Annotated in this window: 20 protein-coding genes; 10 read left to right on the top strand and 10 right to left on the bottom strand. The window is 36.6% G+C overall.

Translation table 11 applies throughout. The features are described 5' to 3' along the window. The first annotated feature begins 70 nt into the window (after nucleotides 1-70). The 6 genes from rtcA to miaA are packed head-to-tail and all read left to right on the top strand — an operon-like array spanning nucleotide 71 to nucleotide 5,460. Nucleotides 71-1,144, top strand: coding sequence for an RNA 3'-terminal phosphate cyclase (gene rtcA / locus NZ923_00685; protein ID MCS7228533.1), 1,074 nt, complete (start codon nucleotides 71-73; stop codon nucleotides 1,142-1,144). Then, nucleotides 1,134-2,345 carry a dihydropteroate synthase gene (gene folP / locus NZ923_00690; protein MCS7228534.1) on the top strand — a complete coding sequence of 404 codons (1,212 nt, stop codon included), beginning with the start codon at nucleotides 1,134-1,136 and terminating at the stop codon, nucleotides 2,343-2,345. The genes rtcA and folP overlap by 11 nt, the downstream gene beginning before the upstream one ends. Nucleotides 2,346-2,371: 26 nt before the next feature. Then, nucleotides 2,372-3,160 (top strand): diadenylate cyclase CdaA, encoded by a 789-nt coding sequence (gene cdaA, locus NZ923_00695; GenBank protein MCS7228535.1) that lies wholly within the window; start codon nucleotides 2,372-2,374, stop codon nucleotides 3,158-3,160. Further along, the gene (locus tag NZ923_00700) at nucleotides 3,153-3,851 is read left to right on the top strand and encodes a glycosyltransferase family 2 protein (protein MCS7228536.1); all 699 of its coding nucleotides are present in this window, start codon (nucleotides 3,153-3,155) and stop codon (nucleotides 3,849-3,851) included. The genes cdaA and NZ923_00700 overlap by 8 nt, the downstream gene beginning before the upstream one ends. Continuing rightward, nucleotides 3,848-4,528: a protein-L-isoaspartate(D-aspartate) O-methyltransferase gene (locus NZ923_00705; protein MCS7228537.1), complete on the top strand. Its 681-nt coding sequence runs from the start codon at nucleotides 3,848-3,850 to the stop codon at nucleotides 4,526-4,528. The genes NZ923_00700 and NZ923_00705 overlap by 4 nt, the downstream gene beginning before the upstream one ends. Continuing rightward, a complete protein-coding gene (gene miaA / locus NZ923_00710; GenBank protein MCS7228538.1) occupies nucleotides 4,525-5,460 on the top strand; it encodes a tRNA (adenosine(37)-N6)-dimethylallyltransferase MiaA in 936 nt (311 codons plus the stop codon). Before NZ923_00705 ends, miaA begins: the two co-directional genes overlap by 4 nt. A gap of 23 nt (nucleotides 5,461-5,483) precedes the next feature. Here miaA and NZ923_00715 read toward each other — a convergent pair whose 3' ends face one another. The 10 genes from NZ923_00715 to NZ923_00760 form a co-directional block, all read right to left on the bottom strand. Next, on the bottom strand, nucleotides 5,484-7,601 hold the full coding sequence (locus tag NZ923_00715; GenBank protein ID MCS7228539.1) for a prolyl oligopeptidase family serine peptidase: 2,118 nt from the start codon (nucleotides 7,599-7,601) through the stop codon (nucleotides 5,484-5,486). Between the two features lie 45 nt (nucleotides 7,602-7,646). Then, nucleotides 7,647-9,071 (bottom strand): 23S rRNA (uracil(1939)-C(5))-methyltransferase RlmD, encoded by a 1,425-nt coding sequence (rlmD, locus tag NZ923_00720; GenBank protein ID MCS7228540.1) that lies wholly within the window; start codon nucleotides 9,069-9,071, stop codon nucleotides 7,647-7,649. A 161-nt stretch (nucleotides 9,072-9,232) separates the two neighbouring features. Beyond that, nucleotides 9,233-10,249 carry an RluA family pseudouridine synthase gene (locus NZ923_00725; GenBank protein MCS7228541.1) on the bottom strand — a complete coding sequence of 339 codons (1,017 nt, stop codon included), beginning with the start codon at nucleotides 10,247-10,249 and terminating at the stop codon, nucleotides 9,233-9,235. Continuing rightward, on the bottom strand, nucleotides 10,239-10,832 hold the full coding sequence (gene lspA, locus NZ923_00730) for a signal peptidase II (GenBank protein ID MCS7228542.1): 594 nt from the start codon (nucleotides 10,830-10,832) through the stop codon (nucleotides 10,239-10,241). The genes NZ923_00725 and lspA overlap by 11 nt, the downstream gene beginning before the upstream one ends. A gap of 8 nt (nucleotides 10,833-10,840) precedes the next feature. Beyond that, nucleotides 10,841-11,464: a TraR/DksA family transcriptional regulator gene (locus tag NZ923_00735; GenBank protein ID MCS7228543.1), complete on the bottom strand. Its 624-nt coding sequence runs from the start codon at nucleotides 11,462-11,464 to the stop codon at nucleotides 10,841-10,843. Between the two features lie 23 nt (nucleotides 11,465-11,487). Next, the gene (ileS, locus tag NZ923_00740) at nucleotides 11,488-14,631 is read right to left on the bottom strand and encodes an isoleucine--tRNA ligase (GenBank protein MCS7228544.1); all 3,144 of its coding nucleotides are present in this window, start codon (nucleotides 14,629-14,631) and stop codon (nucleotides 11,488-11,490) included. Between the two features lie 101 nt (nucleotides 14,632-14,732). Continuing rightward, nucleotides 14,733-14,975, bottom strand: coding sequence for a DUF2905 domain-containing protein (locus tag NZ923_00745; GenBank protein ID MCS7228545.1), 243 nt, complete (start codon nucleotides 14,973-14,975; stop codon nucleotides 14,733-14,735). Between the two features lie 8 nt (nucleotides 14,976-14,983). Next, nucleotides 14,984-15,811, bottom strand: coding sequence for a purine-nucleoside phosphorylase (locus NZ923_00750; protein ID MCS7228546.1), 828 nt, complete (start codon nucleotides 15,809-15,811; stop codon nucleotides 14,984-14,986). Between the two features lie 21 nt (nucleotides 15,812-15,832). After that, the gene (locus NZ923_00755) at nucleotides 15,833-16,354 is read right to left on the bottom strand and encodes a DivIVA domain-containing protein (protein MCS7228547.1); all 522 of its coding nucleotides are present in this window, start codon (nucleotides 16,352-16,354) and stop codon (nucleotides 15,833-15,835) included. 11 nt (nucleotides 16,355-16,365) lie between these two features. Continuing rightward, nucleotides 16,366-17,055 carry a YggS family pyridoxal phosphate-dependent enzyme gene (locus tag NZ923_00760; GenBank protein ID MCS7228548.1) on the bottom strand — a complete coding sequence of 230 codons (690 nt, stop codon included), beginning with the start codon at nucleotides 17,053-17,055 and terminating at the stop codon, nucleotides 16,366-16,368. Nucleotides 17,056-17,310: 255 nt separating this feature from the next. On the opposite strand from NZ923_00760, the gene NZ923_00765 reads away from it, so the two are divergent. The 4 genes from NZ923_00765 (at nucleotide 17,311) to NZ923_00780 (ending at nucleotide 19,848) form a co-directional block, all read left to right on the top strand. Then, nucleotides 17,311-17,676, top strand: coding sequence for a hypothetical protein (locus NZ923_00765; GenBank protein ID MCS7228549.1), 366 nt, complete (start codon nucleotides 17,311-17,313; stop codon nucleotides 17,674-17,676). 11 nt (nucleotides 17,677-17,687) lie between these two features. Then, nucleotides 17,688-18,248 (top strand): hypothetical protein, encoded by a 561-nt coding sequence (locus tag NZ923_00770; protein MCS7228550.1) that lies wholly within the window; start codon nucleotides 17,688-17,690, stop codon nucleotides 18,246-18,248. A 66-nt stretch (nucleotides 18,249-18,314) separates the two neighbouring features. Then, nucleotides 18,315-19,598, top strand: coding sequence for an exodeoxyribonuclease VII large subunit (gene xseA / locus NZ923_00775; GenBank protein MCS7228551.1), 1,284 nt, complete (start codon nucleotides 18,315-18,317; stop codon nucleotides 19,596-19,598). Further along, nucleotides 19,582-19,848, top strand: coding sequence for an exodeoxyribonuclease VII small subunit (locus NZ923_00780; GenBank protein ID MCS7228552.1), 267 nt, complete (start codon nucleotides 19,582-19,584; stop codon nucleotides 19,846-19,848). The genes xseA and NZ923_00780 overlap by 17 nt, the downstream gene beginning before the upstream one ends. Nucleotides 19,849-19,854: the final 6 nt, after the last annotated feature.

Consider the following 19,854-nt stretch of genomic DNA (forward strand, 5'->3'; position numbering starts at 1 on the left):
TCAAATTTCGTAAAGAGCATTTTTTTGTTTATCTTTAATTAAGAACGAAAAAATTTTCCCATGCCCTAAAATGGAGGAAGCGAAAGTTAGGACAAGCCAGCAAATAATTCAGATTGATGGTTCATATGGCGAGGGAGGTGGACAAGTGTTAAGAACATCACTTGCTCTTTCTGTTCTTTTTTTGAAGCCATTTGAAATAGTAAATATCAGAGCAAATAGACCAAACCCTGGAATACAGGCACAGCATCTTAAAGCAATTGAAGCATCAGCAGTTATATCTGATGCGATCGTTGAAGGAGCTCAACTAAAATCAAGCTGGATAAGGTTTATCCCGAATAAAATTAAAAGTGGAAACTTCAGATTTGATATTGGCACAGCTGGGGCAACATCGCTTGTTTTACAAACGCTTTATCTTCCTCTTTCATTTGCAAATGGAACATCAAGTTTAACAATCACTGGCGGAACCCATGTTTTATGGAGTCCGACTTTTGATTACATTAAAAATTGCTGGATTTATTTTATGGAAGTTCTCGGTTTTAAAATCAAAGTTGAGTTAAAAAGGGCTGGTTTTTATCCTCATGGTGGAGGAGAAATAAGAGCATTGATAAATCCTATTGCTGAAATCAAACCATTAAATCTCATTGACAGGGGTAAATTACTCAAAATTCAAATCTATTCCGCACACACTAACCTATCGGACGAAGTTGCGAAAAGACAGGCGAAAGCGGCAGAGAAAATTTTAAAAAGTTATGGCGAAGTAGAAACGATAATTGACGAACTCGTGTCTTATTCAAAAAACACTACAATTGCGATAACAGGAATTTTTGAAAATTCAGTTTGCTGTTATACGAACCTTGGTGAGAAAGGTAAAAGGGCAGAGATAGTTGCTGAAGAGGCGTGTGAAAATTTTTTAAAATTTATCAATTCAGATTCAACTATTGATGAACATATGGCTGATCAAATTTTGCTTCCGCTTTCAATAGCAAATGGTGTTTCTGAGTTCACAACCCCGAAGATCACAGAACATCTCAAAACGAACATGGAAATAATCAAGAAGTTCGTTGATGTTGATTTCAAAATCAGCGAATATAAAAATTCATACAAAATTGAAGTAAAACCAAGCAAATTTAGCCGTGAAAGTTAGGGTTCTTAAGATGAATAGCGTTGATGAAGTGCTTGAGGAGATCTCAAGATTTGGTGAAGTTGAGTCTTTTCTTTCTTCTGAACCTAAACCTGAAAAATTTGTTTGTGTAAACCTGAAGATTGAAGAAATTGATGAGGAAATTTCATCTCTCATCTCGCGCGAGGTGGCAAGATATCTTAACAGCGATGTCCTTGTTTCAAAACCTGATGAAAGCGGGAAAAGGAATTTGCTTGTTTCAATAAAACTTGAAAATCTTGAATATTTGAAGAACATCCTTGAAAACTTTTCCAGTGAAGGGCGGTTGCTTGCGGAGAAATTAACAAAAGCACTTAATTGTTTCTACTCTGATTTCGCTGTTTACAAATTTGGCGATAAAGAGTTTGATTTTTCAAAAAGAACTTACATAATGGGAGTTTTAAATGTCACGCCAGATTCGTTTTCGGATGGAGGAAAGTATTTCACGGTTGATTCAGCCTTAGCACACGCAATGAAAATGATTGAAGATGGCGCTGATATAATTGATATTGGTGGAGAATCCACGCGTCCTGGTTCAGAACCAGTCTCAGTTGAAGAAGAATTAAGAAGAGTTATACCTGTAATCAAGGAAATAGTCAAAAGAAGCGATATTCCAATTTCAATAGATACTTACAAAGCCGAGGTCGCAAGGCAAGCACTTGATAATGGAGCTGTGATCGTAAACGATATAAGCGGTTTAAAATTTGATGAAAAAATGGCTGAAGTCGTCTCAAGTTATAAAGCAAGCGTTATAGTTATGCACATAAAAGGGACACCGAAAACAATGCAACAAAATCCATATTATGACGATGTTATTTCGGAAATTTACGATTATCTAAATGAAAGTGTTAAGATAGCAAAAAGCGCAGGGATTGAACAAATAATTGTTGATCCAGGAATTGGCTTTGGGAAAAGATTAGTTGATAACCTTGAGATAATAAGACGGCTTAGGGAATTTAAATCACTTGGTTATCCAGTTTTGATTGGTGTTTCAAGAAAATCCTTCATCGGACACATTCTTAATCTGCCAGTTGATGAACGGCTTGAGGGAACCGCTGGAGCTGTTGCAATTTCAGTGTGGAATGGGGCAAACATTGTAAGAGTACATGATGTCAAAGAAATGGCAAGAGTTGTGAAAATTGTTGATGCGATAAAGCAAGTTATAATCAAACAAGGTCAGATTTGATGCTGGAAATTTTAAAAATAGGGTTTTTGCGTATCACATTTGTTGATGTGATTGATATTTTGATTGTGAGTTTGATAATTCGTCAACTTTACATTTGGATGAGAGGGACGATCGCTGCGCAGATTTTCCTTGGCTTGTTGTTTCTTGTTTTGCTATCATTCGTTTCTGAACTTGTAAATTTGAAACTACTTAATTGGTTATTGAAGTTCGTCAGCGATGTCTGGGTCCTTGCTTTTATAATTCTTTTTCAACCTGAATTGCGTCGTCTTCTTATGCTTGTTGGGAATAATCCCTTGTTTCGTCTTATCTTTAAGCCGAGCGTTACCGCCGTGATTGATGAGATAATTGAAGCAGTCAGCGAGATGTCACAAAAACAAATCGGCGCGTTGATCGTAATACCGAGGCAGGCTGGTATAAGGTCAATAGTTGAAACTGGTGTAACGATTCAAGCTAAAGTTACGAAAGAACTCCTTTTATCAATTTTTTCTCCTAAATCTCCGCTTCACGATGGCGCAGTTGTTATATCTGGTGATAGAATTGAAGCAGCAGCATGCACGCTTCCGTTAAGTGCTCAATCCAGAATTGGCAATTTTCTTCTTGGAACAAGACATAGAGCAGCTCTTGGTTTGAGCGAAATTTCAGATGCGATCGTCATAGTCGTAAGTGAGGAAACCGGGACTATTTCAATTGCAGAAGCTGGGAAATTAACTCGTGGATTATCCCCAGAAGGATTAAGGAAGCGACTTCTTATGGAACTTCAAGAAGAAACCAAATCTCCAAAAGAAATTTTTGAAGAGGTTTCACAAAGTGAATAATGTTTGTGCTGTAATACCTGCATATAACGCTGAAAAAAGTGTTGGAGTTTTGATTGAGAAGCTGAAAGAACATATTCCACTTGAGAATATAGTCGTTGTTGACGATGGCTCAACCGATGCGACTTATGAAGCTGCGGTGGATTCTGGAGTTAATGTTTTAAAACTTGATAAAAATTACGGCAAAGGGAGAGCATTAAAAGTTGGATTTGAATTTGCGAAAATCAATAATTATAACGCTGTTTTAACGCTTGACGCTGATCTTCAACATGATCCTGGCGAGATCCCGAAATTTTTTGATAAGTTTAAAGAAGGTTTTGATATGGTAGTTGGAAACAGGATGAAAAATTTGAAACCGATGCCTATTGAAAGGATTTTTTCAAACAAGACGACATCTTTTTTGATATCTTTGAGAACTAAGCAAAGAATTCCCGATAGCCAATGTGGATTTAGATTAATTGATATGAAGGTGATTCAAGAGATCAATGCGAAAAGCGATGGTTTTGAATTTGAGAGTGAATTTTTGATAAAGGCTTTGCTCGCTGGGTTTAAAGTTGGATTCGTTGATATTAAGACAATTTACAATAGCGAGAGAAGTTATATAAAACATCTTGACGACACATTTAGGTTTGTTGCGATTTATTTGAGAAGTTTTTGGGGAAAAGATTTTATTAACTTAAAAAACAAAAGGTGAAAGTTTTCAAATTGGGAAGGTTTGAAGATGAAAGAAAGGCGATGGTTGAATTATTGCGTAAGAGAGGGATAAGAGATGAAAATGTCTTACGCGCAATGGAAAAAGTGCCACGGCATCTTTTTGTCCCTGAAGCTTTTATTCATTATGCTTATGAAGATTCAGCTCTTCCGATAGGATGTTCCCAAACGATTTCACAGCCCTATACAGTTGCTATAATGACTGAGGCGCTTGAGGTTAAACCTGGTGATAAGATTTTAGAAGTTGGGACTGGCTCCGGCTATCAAGCTGCCATCCTTGCTGAAATGGGAGCACAAGTTTTTACAATTGAAAGATTTGAAGAGCTTTTAAAAAATGCTCTTGACACTCTTTCAAAACTTGGCTATAATGTCATCGGCATCGTGGGTGATGGCTCTATCGGTTGGAGCGAATTTGCTCCCTATGATGGAATAATCGTCACAGCAGCTGCGCCGAAGATCCCTAAGTCACTTGTTAAGCAATTAAAGATCAATGGGCGTCTCGTTATACCGATTGGTGATCTTGAAGTTCAGGAACTTTACATCGTAAAGAAAATTGATGAGCATAAACTTGATATAAAGAAGAAATTTGGTTTTAAGTTTGTTCCCTTGATTGGTAAGGAGGGATGGGCTGAAGAAAAGTTTAAAAATAACGGCAGATGAAGGAAAAGAAAGTTCTCGCAATTGTCGGTCCAACTGCCTCGGGGAAGACGAAGTTATCGCTTATCGTTGCGGATAAAATAAATGGCGAAATAATCTCCGCAGATTCTCGGCAGGTTTACAAATATATGGACATCGGAACCGCTAAACCTACAAAAGAAGAAAGGGAAAGGATAAAGCATTATTTCATAGATGAGTTAACTCCCGATCAAGAATTTAACGCTGGGATATTTGGGGAAAGGGGAAGGGAAATAATTGAAGATATTTTTTCAAGAGGGAAAATTCCAATTATCGTTGGTGGCTCTGGGTTGTATGTTAAATCTTTAATTGATGGATTTTTTCAAGGACCGAGCGCAAATTGGGAACTTCGTGAAATACTTTACAATAAAGCAAAGGAGCTCGGGAGTGAAGCACTCTACGAAGAACTTAAAAAAGTTGATCCAGAATCCGCTCAAAAAATTCATCCAAACAATCTGAAAAGGATTGTAAGAGCACTTGAAGTTTATTATTTAACTGGCAAGCCAATCTCTCAACTTCAAAAAGAAGAAAAACCTGAAATAAATTTCAAAACAATTCAAGTTGGGCTTAATTGGAACAGAAAAAAATTATATCAGCAAATTGAAAAAAGAGTTGACGAGATGATAAAACAAGGATTGATAGACGAGGTCAAAAATCTAAGAGCACTTGGATACGATAGAAACTTGAACTCGCTTCAGACAGTCGGATATAAGGAAGTTTTTGATTACCTTGATGGCTTGATAAGCTATGATCAGATGATATATTTGATAAAGCGAAATTCAAGACGATACGCGAAACGACAACTTACATGGTTCAAACAAGATAAAAGAATAATCTGGATCAATGTTGATGAAAACACCGATTTTGATAAGCTCGCCGATCAAGTTATAGAAATCTTCAGAAAATCATCCGAATAAACAAGTTCTGCGATCTTACCTTTTCAATAATTTATCCCGAGGACTTTAAACAGAAACGCATAAATGTCAGTTTGTTCTTCTATAACTTTCGTCGTTGGCTTTCCTGCACCATGACCTGCTTTTGTTTCAACTCTTAAGAGTATCGGTGTATCACCGCCATTTGCAGATTGCAATGTCGCTGTGAACTTATATGCGTGCGATGGGACAACTCTATCGTCGTGATCGGCTGTTGTAATTAAAGTTGGTGGATAAATGGTTCCTTTTTTAACATTATGGAGAGGTGAATAAGCATAGAGAAATCTAAAATGCTCTGGGTTTGCCTCAGCGTTTCCATATTCAGGTATCCAGTATCTTCCAACGGTGAACTTGTGATATCTTAACATATCAATTACAGGGACTTCGCATACGACAGCGCCGTAAAGATCGGGACGCTGAACCATACACGCAGCAACAAGTAATCCGCCGTTGCTTCTGCCATTTATTACGAGTTTCTTGGAATTAGTATATCCGTTTTTTATCAACCATTCACCAGCTGAGATGAAGTCATTGAAAACATTTTGTTTCTTATCCAACATTCCTGCCTGGTGCCATTCCTCACCATATTCGCTTCCACCTCTTAAATTTGCAACTGCATAAACTCCACCAATTTCAAGCCATAACAATCTAACTGCAGAAAACGAGGGCATGATGCTTATATTGAAACCACCATAACCATAAAGTAGGGCTGGATTATTTCCATCAAGTTTTAAACCTCGCTTATGAACTATATACATCGGTACACGAGTGCCATCTTTTGATTCATAGAAAATTTGCTTTACTTCATAATCGTTCGGGTTGAAACCAGTTAATTTCGTCTCAAAGAATAGCTCAAGTTTTCCAGTTCTGAAATCGTATCTGTAAACATTCAAAGGATACAAAAACGAAGTAAATCCAAAGAACATCTCTTTATCCTTTTGTCTGCCCGAAAGCCCTGAAACGGTTCCACTTCCAGGGAGTTTAATTTCTTTAATGAATTTACCATCAAGTGAGTAAATCTCAATTCTATGTTTCACATCTTCGTTGTAAACCACGACAAAGTGATTGTTGATAATCCTTGCATCTGAGATAACTGCTTTTTTATGTTCTGGAATTACATCCTTCCAGTTCCTTCTATCTGGTTTTTTCACATCAATTGCGATGATTTTATATCTTGGTGCGTTCAAGTCGGTAACGAAGTAGAAAATGCTACCATTATTTCCGATGAAATCGTAGCTTGCGTCGGCTTCGTCAAGTAAACGAACGAAATCCCCTGTGCTATTGAGCTCGCGGTAGTAAATTCTATTTTTGGGGCTTGTTCCGTGAGTGACAGTTAAGATCAGATATTTGCCATCTTCAGTTATACTTGGATAAAAGTTAAGTTCTTTAGCATCGGGTCTTTCATAGACAAGTTTATCTTCAGATTGAGGAGTTCCAAGTTTATGGAAATAAACTCTATTGTAATTGTTTTCATCTTCTTTGGGGACTGTGCCTGGCTCTGGAAAACGGTTATAATAAAATCCAGAGTTGTCTGGAAGCCAAGCGATGCTTGAGAATTTGCACCACTTTAAAACCTCGTCAAAATCTTTTCCAGTTGCGATATCTCTTATCCTGATCTCTTGCCAATCACTTCCGCTCACAGAGATCCCATATGCAAGAAATCTTCCATCTCTGCTATATGAAAGGTTCATTAATGCGATTGTTCCATCTTCGCTAAATTTGTTCGGATCAATTACAAGTTTATCTTTTCCTTTTAGGCCCTCTCGCATATATAGAACCGACTGGTTTTGAAGCCCATCGTTCTTGAAAAAGAAATATCTATTCTCCACTTTTGTTGGAACTGAAAACCTTGGATAATTCATCAGCTCCGTCAATCTCTTCTTTATTTTATCGTAGAAAGCAACGGAGCGAATATATTCAAATGTAAGTTTGTTTTGAGCATCAACCCATCGCTTAACTTCATCCGAATTAAAATCCTCAAGCCAGCGATATGGATCGGCAACTTTAACGCCGTGATAATTTTCAACAACATCAACGGTTTTCGTTTGAGGATAATTTAATTTTTGCGAAAGGGAGATTGAGATACTTAAAAGAATTGACAAAATCAAAATGAAATTTTTCCTCATGGCGCGTGAGCGATTTTATTTTAATTTTAGAGTGAGATTCATTTGCTAACGAACCAATTTCAACACTGCTATATTTTCAATGTGATAGGTATGTGGAAACATATCAATTGGTTGAACGAGCTCAATTTCATAGTTCGGATTATATTCAATCAACATCTTTATATCTCTTGCCTGTGTCGTCGGATTGCAACTTACATAAATAATTTTTTGCGGTTGAATTCTCGCAACCGCTTTCACTACATCTGGGTGCATACCTGACCTCGGTGGATCAATTATGATTACATTTGGTTTCCCAATTTCTTTTATCCAGTCTTTATCTTTGTAAAGTTTCCTTCTCAAGTCTCCAGCGATGAATTTGCAATTTTCAACGCCATTTATTTGTGCATTTCGCCAGGCGTCTTCAACTGCGCTTTCAACTATCTCAAGTCCAACGACGCTTTTTACATAAGACGAGATAAAAATAGAAATCGTTCCAGTTCCAGAATAGAAATCATAAACCACATCATCTGGATTGAATTCTGCAAATTCAACTATTTTTCTATATAGTTTTTCCGCTTGTCTTGTGTTCGTCTGGAAGAAAGAATTTGAGGATATTTGGAAGGTGAAATCGCCAAGTTTTTCAAATATGGTTCCATTGCCGTGATAAACTTTTTCGTATTCCCCAACCGCAACTTGTGCTTTTCTGGTGTTGATGTTGTTAATAACGGTCGTTATGTTCGGAAACTTTGAAAGAAGAGCGTCTGTAAAATCGCGCATCGTTTGAAAATTATCTTCAAATGTGACGAGATTAACCATCACATCTCCCGTATTCTTTCCTTCTCTTATTACGAGAAAGCGCAAGTAGCCCTCATTTTTTTCTGTTGAATAAATTTCAACCTTTCTTGATTTGAAATAATTTCTCGTGAAGTTCAAAATTTCGTTGCTTAATTCCGATTGAAGAAAACATTCGTCAATATCAAGCACTTTGTCATATCTATCAGGAAGGTGAAATCCGAGAGCAAAATTTGAATCAATCTCGTTTAGATTGTTTAACTCTTCATCAAGTAGCCATCGCTCTTTTGAGAATGAAAACTCAATTTTATTTCTGTAAAAGTAGATTTCATCAGATGGGAGAGTTCGCAGAACTATTTTGTCTATTCCTTTGAAACCACCAATCCTTTCAAAGCTTTCAATTACATGGTCTCGCTTGAATTCAATTTGTGCATTGTAATCAAGATTTTGCCATTTACAACCTCCACATATGCCGAAAAATTTACATCTTGGTTTAACTCGTAGATTTGAACTTTGAATTATTTCAATAGGTTCGGCTTCCGCGTATGACTTTTTTATTTTCGTAATTTTAACTCTGACGACATCGCCAGGGACGACATTTTTTACAAACAAAACAAATCCGTTTACTCTTGCGATGCTTTTACCTTCAAAAACGGTTTTTTCAATCTTTACCTCAATTTCACTTCCTACTTGAAACATTGCTCTTTGCTTGTGTTTTTTACTTACAACTGGCTTAATGTCTTACTTTTTTAAGCTGATTTTCTAAAAATTAAGAGTGGCAAGGTAAAAAATCAATTAGCGTTGAAACATAGGTTTTTTCGCTTCGCGCCAGGTTAAATCGGGAAGGGAAACGGAATGGATCATTGATGTTCTTTTTTCAAAATTTCAAGAAGTTTTTTCATATCTTCGGGCAGTTCCGAATCAAATTTCATAAATTCATTTCTTGCTGGATGGATGAAGCCGAGCGTTTTTGCGTGCAAAGCTTGTCTTTGCATGATTTTTAAAAGTTCATCCACAAATAATTTCTTTTTCCTATCAATTCCACCCCAAGCGATTCTTCTTCCTCCATATGTCGGATCTCCGAAAACTGGATGTCCTATGTGTGCAAGATGAACTCTTATTTGATGAGTTCGCCCCGTTTTGAGTTTTAATTTAACCAACGAAAGGAAATCAAATTTTTCAAGCACTTCATATTCGGTTATCGCTGGTTTACCGCCTTTTACAACTGTAAATTTTGTCCTGTCGCTTTTGCTTCTTCCAAGTTCTGCTTCAATGGTTCCCCTGTTTGAGCTGAAATGTCCCCAGACGATAGCCCAGTATTCTCTTTCAACTGTTTTGTGAAAAAATTGCCTTGCAAGATGTCTGTGAGTTTCATCATCTTTTGCGACCACAAGAAGTCCACTTGTATCTTTATCAAGCCGATGGACGATCCCAGGACGAACTTCGTCACCGGAAACATTCACTTTTGAAAGGTTGGAACAATGATACAAAAGGGCGTTTACAAGCGTCCCTGTGTAATTACCATGTCCGGGATGTGTGACCATTCCAGCGGGTTTATTTACAACAAGAAGATATTCATCCTCGTAAACTATATCAAGTGGGATTGGTTCTGCTACAAGTTCAGGTCTTGGTTCTTTGGGGATCTTTACGATTATCTTTTCCCCTGGAGAGATTTTATGACTTGGTTTAACTTTTTGACCGTTTACAAGGACAAGCCCCGATTCAATCAATTTTTCAATTTTACTTCTGCTTGCGTTTTCAATTTGGTTTGCGAGAAATTTGTCTATTCTTTCTCTTTTTTCAACATTGGGCACAACAATTTGAATTTCCTTCAAAATTTTTACCTTTCCCAAAATTTCAATTACTTCATCCTTCATTGGTGGTATTTTTCAGGGTATCTGGGTTTGTTTCTTCAACTGGTTCTTTGGCAGGTTTTTCGTGATGGCTGAAAAGTAAAATCAAGACCCCGATCGTAACAGATGCATCAGCGATGTTGAAAATCGGCCATCTATCAATGTGATATCCGAAAAGATTTATATCAAAAAAATCAATATCAATAAAATCAATCACTCTGCCGTGAAAAAGTTTTTCATAGTTGAAAATAACGCCGTGAAAAATTCTATCGGTCAAATTTCCGATCGCTCCACCGATTATCATCCCAAGCGAAAGGCGAAGCATCAAACTTTCATTTCTTACTTTGTAAAGGTAAATAAAAACAACGATCACAGCAACGAGGGCAAGAAGTGTAACATATAACTTATTTCCTAAATTTATGCCGAAAGCTATTCCTGGGTTTTCTGTATATGTTATTCTTAGGAAGTCGCCGATGATTTGTTTTGATTCACCTATTCTCATTCCCTTAACTTTAATGCCAAGGGATGGGATTTCAAAGCCCCGTATGAGTAATTTAGTCAATTGATCGCATATGACTATAAAAAGTGATAGAAAGAGTATCTTCACGGGTTTTTTCAGAATTTTTTCTTTTGTGCAAGCTTGCAGGTAATGCAAAGCTGAGTATGTGGCACTGCTTCAAGTCGTCGCTTGTCAATTAACTTTCCACAGCTTATGCAAACGCCATATGTCCCACGCTCTATTCTCATAAGTGCAGCATCAATATAGTTTAACATCTTTTCTTCCCTTGCTATAAAAAACATCGTTTTCTCTCTTTCTTCAGTTTCAGTTCCATATTCCATATGAATTGAATACGGCGTTCCAATTGGTTTATCGTTTTGTGTCGTTGATTCAATCAAAGATTGCTTGTGATATTCAAGCATTTCAAGGATTTCCTCGCGCTTTTTTAAAAGAATTTGCTTGAAATGTTCAAGATCTTCTTTTGAATAAGCGACTTTCGGAATTTGAGATTCCTTCTTCGGGGTTTGTTGTTCGCTTTGCGTTTGCTCTGGGGAAGTTTGAGCGATCGTATCTTGAGTTAATTCAATTACTTCACTTTTAACTTTCGGGGTTTTCTTTTTTGTCGTTTTTTTAGCGGTAATTCTCTTTGTCTTTTTGATCCTTGATTTGGCGGTTGATCTTTTTACCGCTTTTTTCGCGGTGGTTTTCTTCTTTGTTGATTTAACTTTTTTCTTCGCCATGTTAAACCTCGTTAAATTTTAAATTAATTAAGTCGCACTCTCTCAATTGAAATTTCACACGGCTCATCATTTACCTCCCAAGATTTCACATATTCAGCTTCTCTAAAGTTATCAGAAAGTTCAATCGCAAGGGTTTCACTTTTGATGTAATCACTCAAGGCAAAAACAGCTTTTCTCAATTTCTCCGATTCGGTTTTGAAGAAGATACGAATTCTATCCGTAACCTCAAAATTGGCTTCTTTTCTCATGTTTTGAACTCTATTTATGAACTCACGGGCGAAGCCTTCGTTTATCAGATCCTCGGTGAGTTCCGTATCAAGCGCCACAGTTATCACTCCGTCTGATTCAACGACCCAACCTTTTATATTTTCACTGTAAATTTCAACATCCTCTCTGGTAATCTCAATTTTTTCGTTATCAACTATGATTTCAATCTTCCCGTTTTCTTCAAGTTCTTTTATTTGTTTTCTTTGAAGCTCCTTGATGAATTGTGAAATTTTTTGTGCTTTCTTCCCAAATTTCGGACCTATTGATTTGAAGTTTGGCTTTGCTTTTTTCTCTACGATTTCCGAATCGTCATCAACATATTCAATCGCCTTTACATTGATTTCATCCAGGATGACATCTTTCATTATTTCAATTTTCTCTTTCTCGTTCTCGTCTGATATAGGTATAATTATTTTTCTCAACGGTTGACGAACTTTTAGATTTGTTTTGGCACGAAGCGATCTAACTATGTAAACAATTCGCTGGGCAAGCTCCATTCTCTTTTCAAGTTCTGGATCTATTTCGTTTTCATTTGGTTCAGGTATATAGGCAAGATGCACGGATTCGTAAGGTTCTTTCCTTGTGACGCTGTTGAGATTTCTATAAATTTCATCAGCAAGAAATGGTGCAAATGGAGCCATTAGTTTTGCTATCGTGATAAGGCATTCGTAAAGTGTTTGAAAGGCTGATATCTTATCTTTCTCAACGCCACTTTTCCAGAACCTTCTCCTGCTTCTGCGAACATACCAGTTGGAAAGTTGATCTATAGTAAAGTCGGAAATCAAACGAGCTGCTTTAGTTAAATCATAATCATCCATTGCTTCAATATAGTTTTTAATCAGCGAGTTTAAAGCCGAAATTATCCATCTGTCAATTTCAGGTCTTTCCTTAACAGGAATCCTTTCTTCTGAATATGTGAAGTTATCTATGTTCGCATAAAGCGTGAAGAAGGAATAGGTGTTAATAAGTGTGCTGAAGAATTTGCGTTGTATCTCAACTATGTCTTCTTCGTTAAAGAGTTTCGGCTTCCAAGGTGGGCTCACGGACATGAGGTACCACCTGACGGAATCAGCTCCGTATTTCTCAACGACTTCAAATGGATCAACGACATTTCCGCGTGATTTTGACATTTTTTGTCCTTCTTTATCAAGTATAAGTTCATTCACAACAACATGTTTATATGCTGGGGAATCAAACAGGAAGCTTGAAATTGCATGTAGAGAGTAAAACCAACCTCGTGTTTGGTCAATTCCTTCTGCGATGAAATCAGCTGGGAAATTTTCCTTGAAAAGTTCAACATTTTCAAATGGATAATGGAACTGCGCAAATGGCATTGCTCCTGAATCAAACCATACATCAATTACCTCAGGTGTCCTTCTCATTATTCCGTTGCACTTTTTGCATTCAAATGTTATCTGATCAACAAAAGGTTTATGAAGGTCAAGTGGTTCAGGCACATTCTTGCCTTCTTTCATTATTTCCTCAATGCTTCCAACAGATCTCATTTCACCGCAGTTTTCACAAATCCAAATGTTAAGTGGAGCACCCCAGAATCTATCTCTTGATAAAGCCCAATCTTTATTTTCCTCAAGCCAATTCCCGAATCTACCAGAGCCAACCTCTGGTGGATGCCATTGAATTTGTTTATTTAGCTCAATCATCTTATCAACATAGCGAGTGGTGCTTATGTACCAGGACTCACGAGCATAATAAAGTAGCGGTGTTTTACATCTCCAACAATGTGGATAGCTATGAACGATCGTTTCTTTTTTGTATAACAAGCCACGCGATTTTAGATTTTGAATGATTTCAGGATCAGCATCTTTGACAAATTTCCCTTTGAAGTCTGTAATCTCATCTGTAAACTCGCCACTTTTGTTAACAGGTTGAAGCGTTGGTAAATCATATTCGCGTCCGACTTGATAATCTTCCTCACCGAAGGCAGGTGCAATATGAACTATTCCCGTTCCATCCTCGGTGCTGACGAAATCTGCTGTCACGACATAAAAAGCTTTCTTATCAACAGGTATATAGTCAAAAAGTCGCTCGTATTCTTTGCCTTTTAATTGATGACCTTTATATTCAGCAAGAATTTCATAATCACCATCAATCACAACTAATCTATCTCTTGCGAGAATTAAATTTTCTCCTTTGTGTGAAATTTTAACATAAGTTACCTCGGGATGAACTGCAAGAGCAACATTTGAAATTAAAGTCCAAGGCGTCGTGGTCCAAACAAGAAAATATGTATTTTCTTCGCCTTTTGCTTTTATCTTAACATAAATTGATGGATCTTTGACATCCTCATAACCTTGAGCTACTTCGTGGGAAGAAAGTGGAGTTTCACATCTTGGGCAATATGGTTGGATTTTGTAGCCTTTATAGATGTAGCCTTTATCAAAGAACTGCTTTAATGCCCACCAAATTGATTCAATATATTCATTTGTAAAAGTTATGTAGGCATTTTCAAGGTCAATCCAATAGCCTATCCTTTCGGTCATTTCTTCCCAATCGTTGAGATATTCAAAGACCGACTTTTTGCATTCTTCATTGAACTTTTCAATTCCGTATTCAATTATTTCGTCTTTGTGTTTTATTCCAAGTTTTTTCTCAATTTCAATTTCAACAGGAAGTCCGTGAGTATCCCATCCTGCTTTGCGATAAACTTTGAAACCTCGCATCGTTTTATATCTACACACAAGATCTTTAATGGTTCGGCTCATTACATGGTGAATACCTGGGCGACCATTTGCAGTCGGAGGTCCTTCATAAAAAGTAAAACTTGGTTTCCCCTCCCGTGTTAAAATGCTTTTCTCAAAAATTTTGTTCTCCTTCCAAAATTTCAAAATTTCACGCTCAAGATCTGAATACTTGATTTTGTCCGTTAATTCCTTATACATCTTCGCATGCAATTTATTTTTAAAGTGTTATGCAAAAATTTTTTTATTGTTCTTTAGCGAACCTTAAACGCTTTCGTTTATTCTCTTCTTAGGTTTTTAGCTCAATGCTTCCTAAATATAAACGATAGAATCCATATTATCAGTGTCAAAATTATGCTAAGCAAAATGCTTGTCGTGATAGGGAAGTAGAAAGTGAAGTTTCTCTTTTGTATTAAGATATCGCCGGGTAATTTACCAATGAATGGAATTTTACCACCGATTTTATCTGCGATTAAAAGTATAGCACCGAAGATAAAAATCAATGCTCCTATGAGTAGTAAAACTTTCCCAAGCGATTGAAGCATAGCTGTCTTTAAAGGTTAATTTTTTCAACCAAACGCTTCATAAGTAAAGTTAATTTAGGTTCCGCTTCTGATGCAACTCTTATAACATCTTCAAGGCTTAATGGTTGAAGCGCATCTGGGAAGCACTCGTCAGTTATAACAGAAATCCCAAATACCTTCATTCCCATATGGTTTGCGACGATGTTCTCTGGGACTGTTGACATTCCAACTGCATCAGCTCCGATCAATCTCAAAAACCGGTACTCTGCTCTCGTTTCAAGGCTTGGACCTGTCATTGCAACATAAACACCTTTTTGAACCCTTATTTTTTCTTCAAGCGCTACTTGCTCCGCAAGTTCAATTAATTCTTTATTATACGGCTCGGACATATCAGGAAATCTTGGTCCAAGCTCATCGTCATTTGGTCCTATAAGAGGGTTATCCCCAAGTAGGTTGATATGATCTGTAATTATCATAAGATCGCCTTTTCTGAAGAGTGGGTTCAAACCACCAGCTGCGTTTGAAATTAAAAGATACTTAACACCCAAGAATTTCATCACCCGCACAGGGAAGGTAATTTGTTTCATCGTATATCCTTCATAGTAGTGAAATCTACCTTGCATTGCTACGACATCTTTTCCGCTTAGATTACCAAAAATTAATCTGCCGTGATGAGATTCAACTGTTGAAATTGGGAAGTGAGGTATATCGCTATAGTCAATTATTGTTTCAGCTTTGATTTCCTTTGCAAGTCCACCAAGCCCTGTTCCGAGAATTATACCAATTTTAGGTTCAAGCTTTGTTTTAGTTCTTATGAAATTTAATGCTTCCATTATTTGCTGTTTCAGCTCGCTCATATTTGGGATTCCACTTTTGTTTTATTGTTCCAAGTTTTTAATTATGTCGTCAAGTTTAATTTTTTCTTCTATTTTTTCCTGGGTCTCGGTTTTCGTGGGTGCTTCAAGAAGATTCAGTTTTTCCATCTCGGACATAAGAAAGTTTTTCAGTTCCTTTAAAATTCGTTCTTTTTCAATTTTCAAAGTTTGGATTTCGTTTTCAATTTTTATGCTTTCAATTTTTGCCTTGTCAATAATTTCCTTTGCTTTAAGTTCAGCTTCTTTTATTAAAAGCTCGGCTTGTTTTCTTGCGTTTTCAAGTGTTTTGGTTGCTGTTTCTTGGGCTTGTGTTACCGCAAGGTGTAAATTTTTTTCAATTTGTTTGTAAGTTGAAACCTCGGTTTCAAGCATCGCAATTTTTTCTTTGAGTTCTTTGTTCTCGTGAAGCAGATTTTCATACTCTGTAGCAAGCATTTCAAGGTAAACTCTCACTTCTTCAATATTATAACCTCTAAAAGATTTTTTAAACTGTTGCTTTTTTATAGCAAGCGGTGTGAATTTCATTTTATCACCTTTTAATTTCTTGGTCCGAATATCGCTGTCCCAATTCTTACGATCGTCGCTCCCTCTTCTACGGCGATCCAGTAGTCATTGCTCATTCCCATTGACAAATGTTTCATTTCAACATTTTTGAGATCAAGTTTTTTTATCTCGTCGCTTAGTTGTCTTAACAACTTAAACATTGGGCGAACATCTTCTGGGTTCGGCAGATATGCAGCAACAGTCATAAGTCCCTTTATCCTTACAAATTCACAACTTTCGGAAATCTGTTTGACAAGCTCGGTGGTTTCCTCTGGCTTTACTCCATATTTTGTTTTTTCTCCAGATGTGTTAACCTCAATCAATACATCAACAATGCGATTTATCCTTTTCGCTCTTTTTTCAATTTCAAGAGCAAGTTTCAAACTGTCAACAGAATGTATCAAATGAACGAAATCAACTATGTATTTAACCTTGTTTGTCTGTAGATGCCCAACGAAGTGCCACCTTACATTTTGAATATCTATGTAACTCTTTTTTTCAAGAAGCTCTTGAACCCTATTTTCGCCTATATCGTTGATCCCAGCGTTTATCGCTTCTTTTATTTTGTCAACAGGAACGGTTTTTGTAACTGCTACGATGGTAATTTCTTCTGGGTTTCTGCCTACCTTTTGACAGACCTCCCGAATTTTTTGCCTTATTTTATAAATGTTTTCGGCGATCATTTAGTTCAGAAAAATAAAAGTGTGCTTTTGGATTTTAAATATAAGTCATAACCTATAAAAAATCAAATTGAGCGTCGCTTAACAAAGAATGCTGTTATGAGGAACTTTTTGAGTGAAATTTTGCTTAAATCTTTCAGATTAAATAAATTTCCAAAAAAAGGGGATTCAAAATCCGAGAGGCGCATAGAGTTTTTTTCATTTTTCAATAAACAATGAAAAACTTTCCTAAAGGAAACAAAAGGAGGTAAATTAGCCATGTTCAAATCCGATTTATTTAACAGGGTTACAATTGGCGAAGCAAAGCAGTATGAAAATATGGTGGTTTATCCTTTGTTTTCGGTTGAGGATGGAAAGAACGAGTATTTAACTCTTGACGAAGCATTGAAGCAAAGTTTAATTAAAATAACCGAAGTCGGTGAAGAGGGGACTGTCAATAAGTTGAAAGTAGAAAATCTTGCCGACCTACCTATTTTAATACTTGAGGGGGAAGAGCTCATAGGAGCAAAGCAGAACAGAACTATTAATACGACTATTCTAATCAAAGAAAAAACAACGACTTTCATCCCCGTTAGCTGTGTTGAACAAGGGCGATGGAACTACAAAACAAGCATGATTTTATAACTCCCACATATATGCGAGCAAAGAAGGTTGCCTCCGTTACTAAATCAGTTAAAATGAAAAAAGAATTCGATTCAGATCAACACCTTGTCTGGTCGGCAGTTTCAGAACTGCTAATATCGTTCAATGTTGAAAGTTATAGTAAAGCAGTTGATGATGTTTATGCGGTAATGGAAGACAAACGATACGATTACCTACACATCTTTAAATATGAAGATGGACAAAATGGGATAATCGTGTTCATCAATGATAGAGTTTCTGGGGTTGAATATATCTCGTTAAAGCGTGCTTATAAAATTTATCACAGTGGATTTATTGCAAGCTACGCTCTTAATTCAATTTTTGAGGCGAAACGGGAGAAGAATGAAAATGGTTATAGAACAATAGATGAATTTATCTCTGAATTTGACAAATATCAATGGGAGATAACTAAATCCGTTGGGCTTGGTGATGATATAAGGTTTATGAACGACAATTATGTAGCAGCTGGTTTGATCTATCAAGGCGAGTTAATTCAAATGTCCATTTTAAATAATAATGAAGGAGGAGATAAAGGGTTGGAGCACACTTTTTGACATAATAGATGACTTCCTTGTGTAGTTGCATTTCTGTCCAGATTCAATTTTTTTAAGTTTTCTTTTTTGTTTAAATTTTCAAAAAACAAAATCACCTTCTTTGAAAGTCACGGGCAAATGTATAACTTCTATCCTTTGATCGCAAAAGAGAAAATTCTGACGGTTTCCGAATTAACTTATAAAATAAAGGAATTTGTTGAGCCAAATTTTCAAGATATATGGCTTCAGGGTGAGATATCAAATTATAAAGTGCACAGCCCTTCCGGACATGTTTATTTCACGCTTAAGGATCAAAATGCCTCAATAAATGCAGCGATGTGGAAAAGATATGCTGATAATTATTTAAGAGATCGTGATTACAAAGACGGGGATAAAGTTTTGGTTCACGGTAAAATTGAGATCTATGAACCACGTGGTGAATATAAGATCATAGTTGATTTTATTGAGCCTCTTGGAATTGGTGAACTTCAGATAAAATTTGAGATGTTGAAGCAGAAACTTGCAGCTGAAGGATTGTTTGATAAACGATATAAGAAGCCAATTCCGGAATATCCAAATAAGATAGGAATTGTCACAAGCCCAACGGGCGCAGCGATAAGAGATATAATAAACATAATCTCGCGCCGTTTCCCAGCGGTTGAATTAATTCTTTATCCCGTCAAAGTTCAAGGTGAAGGTGCAGCGGAGGAGATAGCACAAGCGATAAGGGACTTTAATTCTTATGGTGAAGTTGAAGTGATAATAGTTGGAAGAGGTGGTGGTTCAATTGAAGATCTTTGGGCTTTTAATGAAGAAATCGTTGCAAGAGCTATCTTTGAATCAAAAATCCCAATAATAAGCGCAGTTGGTCACGAAATTGATTATAGCATAAGTGACTTCGTTGCGGATTTAAGAGCTCCAACGCCGTCGGCAGCAGCTGAATTAGTCGTAAAAAATCGTGATGATGTTATTGAAAATGTTCAAAATATTTGGTATAATATCCATCAACTTGTGATTGATAAAATAAAAAATGCGAAAAAGGAGGTTGAACATCTCGTTAAAAGTTATGCTTTTAACCGACCGCTTGACTGGTTGAGACAATATACGATGAGAATTGACGAATTAACGCGAGCCCTTGATATTGCGATGTCCCATAGATTTGAAATTATAAAACAAGATTTCAATCAATGGTTGAAAAGATTTGAATCGGTAAATCCTGAACTTGCTTTGAAGCGGGGTTATGCGATTGTCTATAAAAACGGAAAGATCGTTCACAGCAAAAATGAACTCAAGATAAACGACGAGTTTAATATAAAATTATCAGATGGAACAATAAAAGGAGTGATGAAAGGTTATGGCGAAGAAAAATGAAATAACAGAAACTTCCATTGAAAATTTAACATTTGAGCAAGCGCTAAGGGAACTTCAAGATATAGTAGATAAACTTGAAACCGGACAAGTGACGCTTGAAGAGGCAATTGAGATGTATGAGCGTGGGATCAGACTTTCAAAATACTGCATTAGTAAATTAACACAAGCGGAAATCAGGATAAAAAAGATAATCAAAGATGAATCTCAAGGATTTACACTTATTGATTTTGATTTAAATAACAAAATTTAGAGGTCA

Source organism: Candidatus Kryptonium sp., from assembly GCA_025060635.1.
Lineage (GTDB): Bacteria > Bacteroidota > Ignavibacteria > Kryptoniales > Kryptoniaceae > Kryptonium.